Source organism: Mesorhizobium sp. f-mel (assembly GCF_053850215.1).
Genome location: NZ_JBSPTO010000016.1, coordinates 14,413 through 28,138, shown reverse-complemented (window position 1 = coordinate 28,138; position 13,726 = coordinate 14,413). Strand labels below are relative to the sequence as shown.

Annotated in this window: 11 protein-coding genes; 8 read left to right on the top strand and 3 right to left on the bottom strand. The window is 63.0% G+C overall.

What is annotated here, in order from left to right; all coding sequences use genetic code 11:
* Positions 1-2 precede the first annotated feature (2 nt).
* Positions 3-1,844 carry a (5-formylfuran-3-yl)methyl phosphate synthase gene (locus tag ACWUKX_RS19465; protein WP_456008477.1) on the bottom strand — a complete coding sequence of 614 codons (1,842 nt, stop codon included), beginning with the start codon at positions 1,842-1,844 and terminating at the stop codon, positions 3-5.
* A gap of 225 nt (positions 1,845-2,069) precedes the next feature.
* Between ACWUKX_RS19465 and ACWUKX_RS19460 the strand changes: the two genes are divergently transcribed.
* The 6 genes from ACWUKX_RS19460 to ACWUKX_RS19435 all read left to right on the top strand — a co-directional run bounded on the left by ACWUKX_RS19460 (position 2,070) and on the right by ACWUKX_RS19435 (position 7,258).
* Positions 2,070-3,320 (top strand): ABC transporter substrate-binding protein, encoded by a 1,251-nt coding sequence (locus tag ACWUKX_RS19460; protein WP_456008476.1) that lies wholly within the window; start codon positions 2,070-2,072, stop codon positions 3,318-3,320.
* 66 nt (positions 3,321-3,386) lie between these two features.
* Positions 3,387-4,313, top strand: coding sequence for a YVTN family beta-propeller repeat protein (locus ACWUKX_RS19455; RefSeq protein ID WP_456008567.1), 927 nt, complete (start codon positions 3,387-3,389; stop codon positions 4,311-4,313).
* 52 nt (positions 4,314-4,365) lie between these two features.
* On the top strand, positions 4,366-4,854 hold the full coding sequence (locus tag ACWUKX_RS19450; protein ID WP_456008475.1) for a hypothetical protein: 489 nt from the start codon (positions 4,366-4,368) through the stop codon (positions 4,852-4,854).
* 114 nt (positions 4,855-4,968) lie between these two features.
* Positions 4,969-5,757: an ATP-binding cassette domain-containing protein gene (locus ACWUKX_RS19445; RefSeq protein WP_456008474.1), complete on the top strand. Its 789-nt coding sequence runs from the start codon at positions 4,969-4,971 to the stop codon at positions 5,755-5,757.
* An 11-nt stretch (positions 5,758-5,768) separates the two neighbouring features.
* Positions 5,769-6,629 (top strand): ABC transporter permease, encoded by an 861-nt coding sequence (locus ACWUKX_RS19440; protein WP_456008565.1) that lies wholly within the window; start codon positions 5,769-5,771, stop codon positions 6,627-6,629.
* Positions 6,629-7,258 carry a hypothetical protein gene (locus tag ACWUKX_RS19435; RefSeq protein ID WP_456008473.1) on the top strand — a complete coding sequence of 210 codons (630 nt, stop codon included), beginning with the start codon at positions 6,629-6,631 and terminating at the stop codon, positions 7,256-7,258. The genes ACWUKX_RS19440 and ACWUKX_RS19435 overlap by 1 nt, the downstream gene beginning before the upstream one ends.
* Positions 7,259-7,286: 28 nt before the next feature.
* Here the strand turns inward: ACWUKX_RS19435 and ACWUKX_RS19430 are convergent, their stop codons facing one another.
* Both ACWUKX_RS19430 and fabF read right to left on the bottom strand, forming a co-directional pair.
* Entirely contained in the window at positions 7,287-7,487 is a 201-nt protein-coding gene (locus ACWUKX_RS19430) for a hypothetical protein (RefSeq protein ID WP_095518885.1), read from the bottom strand.
* A gap of 383 nt (positions 7,488-7,870) precedes the next feature.
* The gene (fabF, locus tag ACWUKX_RS19425; RefSeq protein ID WP_456008472.1) at positions 7,871-9,175 is read right to left on the bottom strand and encodes a beta-ketoacyl-ACP synthase II; all 1,305 of its coding nucleotides are present in this window, start codon (positions 9,173-9,175) and stop codon (positions 7,871-7,873) included.
* 225 nt (positions 9,176-9,400) lie between these two features.
* On the opposite strand from fabF, the gene ACWUKX_RS19420 reads away from it, so the two are divergent.
* Positions 9,401-10,513 (top strand): efflux RND transporter periplasmic adaptor subunit, encoded by a 1,113-nt coding sequence (locus ACWUKX_RS19420; protein WP_456008471.1) that lies wholly within the window; start codon positions 9,401-9,403, stop codon positions 10,511-10,513.
* Positions 10,513-13,632, top strand: a complete 3,120-nt coding sequence (locus tag ACWUKX_RS19415; RefSeq protein ID WP_456008470.1) for an efflux RND transporter permease subunit — start codon at positions 10,513-10,515, stop codon at positions 13,630-13,632. The genes ACWUKX_RS19420 and ACWUKX_RS19415 overlap by 1 nt, the downstream gene beginning before the upstream one ends.
* Positions 13,633-13,726: the final 94 nt, after the last annotated feature.

Genomic DNA, 13,726 nt, shown 5'->3' with positions numbered 1-13,726 from the left:
GCCTACCCTGCTTTTCTTGCCGACCGGATCGGAGCCGCGATCCGGATCCCGGGCAGATTGCCCGACGCGAGCAGCGCCCCGGCTTCGGCTGCATCTTTCGGACCGGCGAGATGGAAATCGACGCCGTCGGGCAGCATAGCGGCGAAGCTGGCATCGACGATGCCTCTGACTGCCAGGCCGTCGATCGTGTCGCTGCCGAAGAAGGCGCCGGTCTGCTTGATCAGCAGCAGCGTATTCGCGCCGAGCTTGCCGGCAAGCCAGGCGGCAAGGGAATCGGAGGTAATGTCCCAGGACGCTGGAATGTCCGGCGCCGACAGGGCCAATGACGACGGCAGCCACACCGGTACCCTCCCTTCATTCAACGCTCGAACCATTTCTTCCAGCGACCGTGCCGCCGCCAGCCTTTCGTCACGGTCGAGTATGACCTGGCCGAACTGCTCCATGGCGAGGATCGCCATGGCGTGGGCAGCGGTATCGGAAAAATCCATCCGGAACTGCGTCTCACGCACCTGGTCGGCGAAGAGGCCGCCGCCGGGCACGATGACGATAGGCAGCTTGGAACCCGCCAGCGCCGCGATCCAGCTTTCCATTTCCGCCGCATGGACCGTGCTGCCGCCAAGCTTGACGACGGACGGCTTGACGGCGGCTCGCCTGATGGCCTCAGGCCTTGCTTGTCGCGGCTGGGAAGCAGCGATTTGACCCTTTCGGCCGGCAGGGCCGGAGGCGACGCCGCGGCCTGCCGCTTGGCGCTTGCGTTCGATCTCGACGCCGACGCCGCCTGGGCCGAGTTCGAGTTTTTCCACCCTTACCGTGACGCGCACGACACGCGGGTTCTCCAGAATGTAGGTCGCCACCTGCTCGGCCAAGGCCTCGCTGAGCTGGACGTGGCCCCGCGCGACGATGGTGCGAATGCCGTCCATGATGATGTCGTAGGAGAACACATGGCGCATGTCTTCGGGATGGTCGGTGACTTGCAGCACGTCGGCGGTCACGTCGAAACGCACCTTCTGTGTATGGCCGTGCTCGAAGCTGTAAGCGCCGATCTGAACCGGCAGGACAAAGTCCCGCACGAAGATCTTGTCGGTGCCCAGTGTCGGGTCGGTGCCCGGCGAATAGCCCCTCGCCGCCAGCAGGCGGTAGTCGACGCTCGACGGGCCGCCGGCCCGGGATTCTTCCGGGACCAACTCGCGGATCTGCGCAACGGCCTCGGCACTGATCGAACCCACGCGGCCGGAGTTGCCGCACAGTGCCCCGCGAAAGCCGAGAAAATCGGGAGCGAAGGGCAGCAGGCGCGGGATATCAGGGGTTTCCAGCGATCCGCTCAGGCCAACAATTAGACCGAGCGATTTGGCTCGATCGACGAAACCCGGGATACGCTCGGGCGGCAGATGGTCGAGCAGCCGCCCGTTTGCCTTGATCGCAGTGTCGACCATGGCGCCATGGAAGCGATGTTTGGCAAGCATCGGCAGAAGCTCGAAATCCGGCGCCAGGTCGGCGAAAAGCACGGCGATCAGTTTCGTTCGCGCGGCGAGCGGCTCGAGCGCCGCCGCGCAGGCGGAGACATTTTCCGACGGGAAAAGGCCTATCTTGACGTAATCGACGCCGGTCGCGGCGATCTCTTCGGCCTTGCCGCGGATCGTCTCCGGTTCCATCGGCAGGTCGCCGCAGACCGCGCTGACCGGCGCCCGGCCGGCGATGAATGAAATCGTCCGGCGGATGGTTTGCGTGGATACCGCGCCCAGCGCCCCCGCCTTCGGATCCTTCAGGTCGACGATGTCGACGCCACCCGAAAGCGCGATCTCCGCCTCGTCGACGCCGGTGACACTGGCCAGCATTCTGGTCATTGGAAGACTTTCTCCGGCATGAGGGACAGGGCGCTCTCGGGTCCGGATACCGAAATCTGCTCAGTTGCGCTTCCGGCGAGCAGGCATGCCACTAAAGCAGACGCGAGAAGTCCACTTTCAGGGTTTGATAAAATTTGCGGGTCAGCTAAGCTCATCACGGGCACCTTGACTTCGCGCCGGTCCGGCAACAATCGGACTTTAGCGCAAGAACGGGTAATTTTATCGATGACGAGCGCGGTGCCGGGCACTCTCGCGGCCTTTTTGTGCTTTTTTTCCCTGACCGTCAACGTTCCGGGCGCGCTGGCCCAGGAAGCGACGGGCAAGCAACCGGCCGCAACGGCCAAGCCGGAAAAAAAGCTGACCGAAATCAAGATAGGCTATTTACGCGCCTATGCGCCGCAACTCGCTTTGTCGGTGCTCGACGTCCCGCCCCGCGATGAAGGCGTTGCCGGCGGCAATGTCGCGATTGCCGACAACAACACGACCGGCAGCTTCCTCGGCCAGAAATTCAGCCTCGACGTGATCGAGGTAAAGCCGGACGCGGATGTCGTTGCGGCCTTCCAGGAAATGATCGCCAAAGGCGACCGCTACGTAATCGCAGACCTCCCGGTCAAACAATTGCTGTCGATCGCCGATCTTGCCCGCGACAACGGCGTTCTGATCTTCAATGCCGGCGCCACCGACGACAGTCTTCGCGAGGAGGAATGCCGCGCCAACATCTTCCATACCATCCCGACGCGCAGCATGCTGGCCGACGGGCTGGCGCAATATCTGGTCTGGAAGCAATGGCGGCGCTGGGTGCTGATCTACGGCTCGCACGAGCGCGACCAGCTTTTTGCCGAGGCCCTGCGCCGGGCGGCGACGCGCTTCGGCGGCGAGATCGTCGGCGAAAAGCTGTTCGAGGATACCGGAACGGCACGGCGGACCGATTCCGGCGTCGTCCAAATCCAGCGGCAGATGCCTGTCTTCACCCAGGATCTGCCGGAGCACGATGTGTTGCTGGTCGCCGACGAAAGCGAGGTGTTCGGCACCTATGTTCCGTTCCGCACCTGGACTCCGCGGCCGGTCGCCGGCACCGCCGGGCTCACCCCGTCGGCCTGGCATCCGGCCAGCGAGCAATGGGGCGGCACCCAGATCCAGAACCGCTTCGCCAAGGCAAACGGCCGCCGCATGATGTCGAAGGATATGGCGGCATGGACCGCGGTGCGCATCCTCGGCGAGGCGGCGACCCGCACGCAAGGTGCCGACCCGCGCAAGATGGCCGACTTCATCCGCTCCGACGATTTTTCGATCGCCGCGTTCAAGGGGCAGAAACTGACTTTCCGCAAGTGGAACCAGCAGTTGCGGCAGCCGATCTTCCTCGGCGACAACAGGTCGGTCGTCTCGACGTCGCCGCAGGAAGGTTTTTTGCACCAGGTGTCGGAGCTCGATACGCTCGGGGTCGATGAACCCGAAACAAAATGCGTGCTTAAGTAGAACCAATTGGGAGGAATTTCAGTGCAGAGACGAGCTTGCGCACTCGCCATTCTCGCGACCGGCTTCATGGCCTGCCCAGCGTCGGCCTACATGGCCTATGTTTCCAACGAGAAGGACAACACGATGTCCGTCGTCGACACCGCGACGATGCAGGTGGTGAAGACCGTCAATGTCGGGCAACGTCCGCGCGGCATCACCATCTCGCATGACGGCAAGCACATTTATCTCTGCGCCAGCGACGACGATTCGATCGAGGTGATCGACACGGCGTCGCTGGAGATCGTCGATACCTTGCCCTCCGGGCCCGACCCGGAGCTCTTCGTGCTCTCGCCTGACGGCAAGACGCTTTATGTCGCCAATGAGGACGACAATCTCGTCACCGTCATCGACATCGAGAATAAGAAGGTGCTGGCTGAAATTCCGGTCGGTGTCGAACCGGAAGGCATGGGCGTCAGCCCGGACGGAAAGATCATGATCAATACGTCCGAAACGACAAACATGGCGCATTTCATCGATACGTCGACCCACGAGATCACCGACAACGTGCTGGTGGATGCGCGTCCGCGCTTCGTCGAGTTCACCCCCGACGGCAAGCAGGCCTGGGTGACTGCCGAGATCGGCGGCACTGTTTCGGTGATCGACAATCAAACGCGCGAAGTTGTCCAGAAGATCACCTTCGAGATTGCCGGCCTGAGGGCCGAATCGATCCAGCCGGTCGGTGTGCGCATCACCGCCGACGGCAAGAAAGCCTATGTGGCGCTCGGACCGGCCAACCGCGTCGCGGTGATCAACACGCAGACATACGAGGTCGAGAAATACGTGCTGGTCGGCCAACGCGTCTGGCAGCTCGCTTTCACTCCGGACCAGAAAACCATCATCTCGACCAACGGCGTGTCGAACGACATCACCTTCATCGACGTGGAGACTGACGAGCCGGTGCAGTCGGTGACCGTCGGCGCGCTGCCATGGGGCGTCGTCGTCTCGCCCAATTGAATCAACTCAATTGAATCAAACAGACAGAAAAACAGCAGAAGGGCAGGAAATCATGCGGAAATTTCGGGCCGTCACTTTCGCTGCGCTGGTCGGCATGGCACTCACGCAGGGCCAGGTATGGGCGCAGGACAATGACGACGACGCCGGTGCGGCCACCAAAACTGACGCCAGCCCCGAAGCCGAGAAGGCAACCCGGGCCAGCAAGGACGTGCCGGAACTTATCCTCGGCAGCAAGGAAGACCAGTTCACCGCCAACCAGAAGGACTTCCAGCTGATTGCCGGCCAGGGCTATCGCTGGAAGATCACCGCGGCGGGCGGGCTGGAGTACAAATTCCATACCGACCTCTTCCGCAATGTGTGGAACAACCAGATCGTGATCAATGACCTCGAGGTGCACATGAACGGCGCACCCGCGTGGCTCGAATTCGACGCCGACGGCACCATCCAGGTGCAGTTCACCACCGTCAGGCCCGGCATCTACACATGGTCGGTGCCCGACCTCGCCGACAGAGGCATGAAGGGCACAATCACGATCAAGTAGGATCACCGGAAAGCGGGACCTTCGCGATCGGGCCCGGTGCGCTAGACTCCTGGTGCGCTAGGTGCGCTAGACTTAGGTGCGCTAGACTATCGTCGACGACAAGGAGCCAGCTGCGTGCAGCATGTGAGGACAAGCGGACCAGGAGATGAGGTGGCGGCGCTCGACGTCGTCGGCGTCAGCCATTCCTATGGTCCCAAGCGGGCGCTCAACGACGTCTCATTCTCGATCGCGCCGGCGACCTTCACCGTCCTTCTCGGCCTTAACGGCGCCGGCAAGACAACTCTGTTCTCGCTGATCAGCCATCTTTACGACACGCGCCGCGGATCGATCCGCATCTTCGGTCATGACGTCAGCCGCGCTTCTGGCGAAGCACTCAGGCGTGTCGGCATCGTGTTCCAGGCCCGCACGCTCGACCTCGATCTCAGCGTCCACCAGAACCTCTCCTATCACGCCGCGCTGCATGGCATCGGCGGACGCGAGGCCCGGCAGCGCATTGCCGCGCTGCTCGATACGGTCGACATGCAGGGCCGTCAGCATGACAAGGCACGCAGTCTTTCCGGCGGCCAGATGCGGCGCATCGAGATCGCCAGGGCGCTGCTCCACCGCCCTTCCCTGCTGCTGCTCGACGAGGCGACCGTCGGTCTCGACATCCAGTCGCGTGCAGGCATTCTCGCCACCATCCGCAAGCTCGTCGAAACCGAGGGCATTGGCGTGCTGTGGGCGACGCATCTGATCGACGAGGTTAAAGACGGCGACCATGTCGTCGTGCTGCGGCAGGGCGAACTGGTCGCCAAGGGCAAGGTTGCCGATGTCGTCAGGACGAGCGGCGCCGGTTCGATCCGCGACGCCTTTTCGAGGCTCAGCCGCATCGAGGCAGTCGGCATCGCGGAGATATCGCCATGAGCGCTCCCGCAATGCCCGAGAAAGTCGCCGGCATCATCCCGGTGAAGTTCGAAAAATTCGGCCTGCGCCATTATCTCATTTGCCTCAAAGGCGTCGTCCTGCGGGAGTGCCTGCGCTTCCTGCACCAGCGCGAGCGCTTCATATCCTCGCTGGTTCGGCCGCTCATCTGGCTGTTCATTTTTGCGGCCGGATTCCGGCAGGTGCTCGGCGTATCGATCATCCCGCCCTACAAGACCTACGTGCTCTACGAGGTCTACATCACGCCGGGCTTGTGCGGCATGATCCTGCTGTTCTCAGGCATGCAGTCTTCGCTGTCGATGGTTTATGACCGCGAGATGGGCAACATGCGCACCCTTTTGGTCAGCCCCTTCCCGCGCTGGTTCCTGCTGGTGTCGAAGATGCTCGCCGGCGTCTCCGTATCGATCGCGCAAGTCTACGCGTTCCTGATCGTTGCCTGGTTCTGGGGCGTCAAGGCGCCGCCGATCGGCTATCTCATGGTGCTGCCGGCGTTGTTCTTGTCGGGCATGATGCTTTGCGCGCTCGGCATGCTTTTGTCGTCGATGATCAAGCAGCTCGAAAACTTCGCCGGCATCATGAACTTCGTCATCTTTCCCGGCTATTTCGCTTCTCCGGCGCTCTATCCTTTGTGGCGCATCCAGGAGGCGAGCCCGCTGCTTTACAAAATCTGCCTCGCCAACCCGTTCACCTATGCCGTCGAACTGATCCGCTTCGCCTTCTACGGCCAGATTAACTGGCTGTCGCTGGGCGTCGTTGCCGGCTGCACGCTGCTGTTCCTTGCCGCCGCAATCATCGCCTACGACCCTTCGCGCGGCCTGATGACCCGCAAACAGGACACGGGAGGAAATGCCTGATGGCACGAATGAGCCTTGTTCGCTGCCTGGCTGTGGTTGCCATGCTCGCGCCGAGCGTGAACGCCATGGCGGCGAACATCGATCCGGACTGGCCTTGCATACAGCGCAAGGTGCCACAACTCTCGCTCGGCCAGATCTGGAACGGGCCGGAGCTGCCGCCAGCGGCGAAGGACTTGTCGAAAGACCCCGGTATCTCCGCCCTGGTCGAGGAGGTAGCAGCCCGGCGGATACCGATTGCCGAAGCCCAAAAGAAGATCAAGGATTTCGCCGCCTCGCTGCCGGCCGAGCAGCTTGCGCCGAAAATGGCGATGCTGGTTCAAGGCATGTTCGATCACATGGACGCCGAGCGTTCTCACGTGATCTCAGGCATTGCCCGTTACGCCCACAAGCAGCTCGAAATGGCCGCCGCGTTGCGCAAGGAAGCGTCCGATGTCGATGCGTTGCGGGCAAAGCCCGATGCGGACCCCGACGAGGTCGAACGGCGAACCGAACAGCTGAAATTCGCGACGCGAATTTTCAATGAGCGCGTACAATCACTGACTTACGTCTGCGAAGTGCCGACGATCATCGAGCAGCGGCTTTATCAATTGTCCAAGGCGGTCTCGGAAACGCTCGCCGCGAAGAAGTAGAACCTTTGTTCGATCTTCGCGGCGGCTCTCACGATCCTCGGCCGGGCAGCACGCGCCAGCGCTGCACGAAGTAACCGGGATGCGTCTCGATCCACTGGGCTACCAGCGGCTGCGCCTGCATGAAGGCGGTCCCGGGATTCATCGCCAGGCCGTCCACCATCTGTTCGCGTTGTTCACAGGTCTGCGGCACATCCGTCAGGCAGACCATCATAACGAGCGTGTAAAGCATTGCCCCTTGTCCCCATCGAATTCCCGAACCCCATGCCCGGGAGGTTTCCGAGATACCGACCAGTCTGCAGGGGTCGCACATACAGATCGCTTACGGGTGTGAAAGGACGTGGCCCCTGCTCTTTCGCACTGCAACATAACATGCCGCTTATCTTACGCCAACGATCGCCGGGACGTTCTCCAGAGCAATTGCTTCAGGTTTGTGCTGCCTCGATGTGGCGCCGATGTTTCCAGTGCCGATGAACCCGATCATCACGGCATGTCGTCGATGTCGTCAGACCGGCAGCCCGTTCTCCTTACGCAGGCTCTTGTCGAATGCGAATGCGGGGCAAACTGACCTGGCGCGCCATTTTTTCCCGCCGCATAGCGCCTTCTCGGAGGGCGTCAGCTATGAGCGCCTCTGGTATCCGCACCGGCCAACTTGTCCGTCCAGCGCCGGAATAGCGCGCTGGCATTGACGCCTCCGAAGCCGAAGCCGTTGGCGATCGCGTAGTCCATTCCCATCGGTCGGGCTTGGTTTGCGACGAAGTCGATCCCGTCGCCGGCTGGATCCGGCGCGCTCAAATTGAGTGTCGGCGGTGCTACTTGATCCCTGAGCGCCAGGATTGTGAAGATCGCTCCAAGCCCGCCGGCGGCTCCGAGCAGGTGTCCGGTCGCCGACTTCGTTCCGCTGACAGCGATGGCGGAATCTGCGCCGAAGAGTGTTCTGATCGCCGCGATTTCCCCGAGGTCACCGACCGGGGTGGAGGTCGCGTGCGCATTGAGGTGGCGAACCTCACCCGGCGAAATGCCGGCTTGGGCAATCGCGATCTCCATGGCTCGGCGCGCGCCGTCGCCATCCTCGGGACCGGAAGTGACGTGATGAGCATCCGCCGTCGTGCCGTAGCCGACGAGCTCGGCGAGCGGTTTCGCGCCGCGCGCCAGCGCGTGGCTCAACGCCTCGATCACCAGCACGCCGGCTCCTTCGCCCATGACGAAGCCGTCCCGCGACACGTCGAAAGGCCGTGACGCCTGAGCCGGCGCCCGATTGAAGCCGGTTGAAAGAGAGCGTGCGGCAGCAAACCCACCGAGACTGACGATGTTCATGCAGGCTTCCGTTCCGCCGCACACGGCGATATCGGCTTCGTTGGCGCGGATGAGGCGAGCCGCATCGCCGATCGCCTGGATGCCGGCCGCGCACGCCGTTACCGGTGCGCCGAGCGGCCCCTTGAAGCCATGGCGGATCGAGATGTGGCCCGCCGCGAGGTTTACCAGGAAGGACGGCACCGTAAACGGCGAGAGACGGCGGACGCCGCGCTGGTCGACCGTGCGCACCGCCTCGGTTATGGCGGGGAACCCGCCGACGCCGGAGGCGATGATCGTGGCCGTGCGCAGGCGATCCGCTTCCGAGGCGGGCGCCCACCCTGCTTGCGCGAGTGCCTCTTGTGCAGCGGCGAGCCCGAAGATGATGAACCGGTCTACCTTGCGCTGGTCCTTCGCAGACAGGACGGCATCCGGATCGAAACCAGCGTCCGGATCGTCTTCCAGCGAGGGAACCACCCCGCCAATCTTGGCCGGGAGATCTCCCACCATATCGTCCGGAAGCCTGCGGATGCCCGAGCGACCGGCCAGGAGCCGCGACCACGACGCTTCGACATCGGCAGCAAGGGGCGTGACCGCTCCCATGCCTGTAACAACAATCCGTCGCATCTGTTCTCCTATCGATCTCGGCAGGTTGCTAGAATCGCTTGGCTCCGCCCCGGCGAGGTGGCGCTCGGAAGAAGCGGTGCTTGCCACATTGACCACGGTTTCGCGGTTTTCCGCGGCCTGCATGCGACTCACACGCATCGTCGAATTCCTTTTTTAGATTGCGTTCGAAATCTATATCGGATATAGAGTGCGAATGCAATCTATTTTTGAGAGGAGGCGATGGGCATGAAAAAGCGGAATCGTGTGGTGTTAGCCGGTGTCTTGATCGCGGTGTCAGGGGCGGTGGCGTTCGCCACACTTGCCATTCCCACGCAGGAAGCCGCCGCCGTGGGCGACCCGAGGCAGGAACCCCCTATGGTCAGGTTGGCGACGGCAGCTCCGGTGGCCGGATCCGAACGCAGCTTCACGGGCATCATAGGAGCGAAGGTCGAGAGCAATCTCGGTTTTCGCGTCTCAGGCAAGATCGTGGAACGGCTCGTGGACGTCGGTCAGGAGGTCAAAGCCGGTCAGCCGCTGATGCGGATCGACGACACCGACCTTCGCCTTTCGCTCACGGCGAAGCGCAACGCTGTCGCTGCAGCACGCGCTGTCCTGGTTCAGGCGAGCGCGGACGAAAAGCGCTACGCTGTTCTGGTCAAGAAGGAGTTGGCTGCAACCCCGCAGCGGTACGAGCAGGCAAAGGCCGCGCTGGATACTGCCACGGCCCAGCTTGCCGCCGTGGAAGCGGAAGCGAAGGTCGCAGAGAACGAGGCGACCTACGCGGTCCTGGTGGCGAACGCGGATGGAACGGTGGTCGATACGCTTGGCGAGCCGGGGCAGGTCGTCTCCGCCGGCCAGCCGGTGGTTCGCATCGCCCAGGCCGGCCCCCGCGAAGCGGTGGTCGCGCTTCCCGAAACGATCCGGCCAGCGATCGGGTCGGTGGCCGAGGCCAGCGTGTATGGGGGTGATGGGCGTCGCTATGCAGCACATCTCCGGCAGTTATCGAACTCCGCCGATGCCCAGACCCGTACCTACGAGGCCCGCTATGTGCTTGATGGCGAGGCCGCGGCAACACCGCTTGGCGCGACGGTAACCATTCGGCTTGCAAGCCAGGCCGGTCAGCCTGAAGTCCAGGTGCCGCTCGGGGCTGTGCTCGATGATGGTCGGAAGACCGGCGTCTGGGTCCTGGACAGCGCCACCTCGACCGTACACTTTCAGCCCGTGCAGCTTGTTCGTGTGACCAGTGAATCCGCAGTGATCTCCGGATTGAACTCTGCCGATCCGATTGTTTCGCTCGGCGCTCACCTCCTGCAGGAGGGCGCTCAAGTCAGGACTGCATCCGAAAGCGGGGGCAAGTGATGAACCTCAATCTTTCCGCGATTGCCGTTCGCGAACGGGCCGTCACCCTGTTCTTCATCCTCTTGGCAGTGGCGGCCGGCGCCTATGCGTTTGTCATGCTCGGGCGGGCGGAAGACCCCAACTTCACCATCAAGACCCTGACGGTCACGACGGCGTGGCCGGGTGCGACAGCACGCGAGATGCAGGATCTCGTCGCCGAACCGTTGGAGAAACGGCTTCAGGAACTGACCTGGTACGACCGGGTGGAGACGACCACACGGCCGGGCTATGCCTATATGACGGTCACGCTGAGGGACGACACGCCGCCATCCGCCGTTGAGGAGGAGTTTTACCAGGCCCGCAAGAAGCTCGGGGATGAAGCCCGCAACCTGCCGCCCGGCGTCTTCGGCCCCTTCGTCAATGACGAATATTCGGACGTGAGCTTCGCCCTTTATGCTCTGAAGGCCAAGGGCATGCCGATGCGTGAGCTGGCCAGGCAGGCCGAAGTGATCCGCCAGGACCTCCTGCACGTGCCCGGCGTCAAGAAGATCAACATCCTCGGTGAGCGTCCCGAACAGATATTCGTCGAGTTCTCCTACGCCAAATTGACAACCCTCGGCGTCTCGGCACAGGACATCGTCGCCGCCTTGCAGCGGCAGAACACCGTCACACCGGCGGGCTCGATCGACACTCAGGGGCCGCGGGTCTTCATCCGGGTCGACGGCGCTTATGACAGCGTCCAGGCGATCGCCGACACGCCGATCGTCGCTTCGGGGCGGACGCTGAAGCTCTCCGACATTGCCGAGGTCCGCCGCGGCTACGAGGATCCGCCCACATATCTCATCCGCCGCCAGGGTGAGCCCACCATCATGCTGGCAGCCGTCATGCAGGAGGGCTGGGACGGTCTCGCGCTCGGCAAGGCGCTGGAGGACAGAACTGCGGCCATCGCACAGACACTCCCGCTCGGGATGACGCTCGACAAGGTGAGCGATCAGGCCGTCAACATTACCTCGGCGGTCGACGAATTCATGATGAAGTTCGCGATGGCGCTCGGCGTGGTGCTGCTGATCGCCCTGATCAGCATGGGTTGGCGCGTCGGCATCGTCGTGGCGGCCGCCGTTCCTCTGACGCTGGCGGTCGTCTTCCTTATCATGCTGGAAACCGGCCGGTTCTTCGACCGCATCACGCTCGGCGCTCTCATCCTGGCGCTCGGTCTTCTCGTGGACGATGCCATCATCGCCATCGAGGTGATGGTGGTGAAGATGGAAGAGGGCATGGACCGCATCAAGGCGGCGGCCTATGCGTGGAGCCACACCGCGGCGCCGATGCTGTCGGGAACGCTCGTGACGGTCGCCGGGTTCCTGCCGGTGGGCTTCGCGCGCTCCACGGCCGGCGAATACGCGGGCAACATCTTCTGGGTCGTCGGGTTTGCCCTTATCGTCTCGTGGATCGTCGCGGTGATCTTCACGCCCTATCTTGGCGTCAAGATGCTGCCCGAGATCAAACCGGTCGAAGGCGGTCACCACGCGATCTACGACACACCGAACTATCGGCGCCTGCGGCGGCTCATCGTCTTTGCCGTGCGGCACAAGTTCGTAATCAGCGGTATTGTCGCCATCGCCTTCGTGCTTTCCGTCGTCGGCATGGGCTCCCTCAAACAGCAGTTCTTCCCAACATCCGACCGCCCCGAAGTGCTGGTGGAGGTTCGCCTGCCGGAAGGCACCAGCATCGAGACGACGACCGCCACGGTCGAGACGCTCGAAGGCTGGCTGGACGACCAGCCCGAGGCTGAGATCGTCACGAGCTATGTCGGTCAGGGCGCTCCCCGCTTCTTCTTCGCGATGGCGCCGGAATTGCCCGATCCCGCCTTCGCCAAGATCGTCGTGCTGACACCGGACGCGGAGGCGCGCGAGGCATTGAAGCACCGGCTCCGGGAGGCGGTGTCCCAAGGGCTTGCACCCGGGGCCGACGTACGTGTCACCCAACTTGTGTTCGGGCCCTACACGCCGTTCCCGGTCGAGTTTCGGGTCATGGGACCTGATCCAGTGCAACTCTACAGCATTTCCGAGAAGGCCCTCGACATCATGCGGGACGTCCCGGACGTACGGCAGGCCAACCGCGACTGGGGCAACCGCACGCCCGTGCTCCGCTTCGTCCCGGATCAGGACCGGCTGAACCTCATCGGCCTCTCGCCTGCCGAGGTGGCCCAGCAACTGCAATTCCTCCTCACCGGTATCCCCGTAACGCAGGTCCGCGAGGACATCCGCAATGTCCCCGTCGTCGCACGCAGCGCCGGGGCTGAGCGGCTGGATCCGGCACGCCTGGCGGATTTCTCGCTGATGAGCCGGGACGGCCGCCAGATTCCGCTCGACCAGATCGGCCATTCGGAAATCCGCCTGGAAGAGCCGATCCTGAAGCGCCGCGATCGCACGCCCGTCATCACGATCCGCTCGGACATCAACGAGGCGACCCAGCCTCCGGAGGTTTCCAAGCAGATCATGAAGGCCCTTCAGCCGCTGATCGCGTCCCTTCCGGCCGGCTATCGCATCGAACTGGGCGGATCGATCGAGGAGGCCGAAAAGGCCAACACGGCGCTGGGTAAAGTCTTTCCGGCCATGATCGCCGCCATGCTGATCGTCATCATATTGCAGGTGCGGTCCTTCTCGACAATGGCCATGGTCATGCTGACGGCACCGCTTGGCCTCGTCGGCGTCGTGCCTATGTTGCTCACCTTCAACCAGCCCTTCGGCTTCAACGCCATTCTGGGCCTGATTGGTTTGGCCGGCATCCTGATGCGCAACACGCTGATCCTGACCGAACAGATCAAGGAGAACCAGGCGGCCGGCCTCGACGACTATCACGCCGTCATCGAGGCCACGGTGCAACGCACGCGGCCGGTGATCCTGACCGCACTTGCCGCCGTGCTGGCCTTCATCCCCCTCACGCACTCTGTCTTCTGGGGATCGATGGCCTATACGCTGATCGGCGGTACGGCGATCGGCACGGTGCTGATCCTGCTCTTCCTTCCAGCGCTCTATGCCGCGTGGTTCCGGATCAAGCCAACAGCAGACGACGTCCATGAGGAGCCATCCGACTCGACGGATGAACTGGAAATGCAAACAACATTAGCCGCCGAATAGGGTTCTGTTGCCGGAGGAGGCGGTTCAAGTTCTCGTCCGCTGGCCTTTGCCTGAACATGCGCAGGGCAAGCTGCACGATCTTGCCGCTTACAGA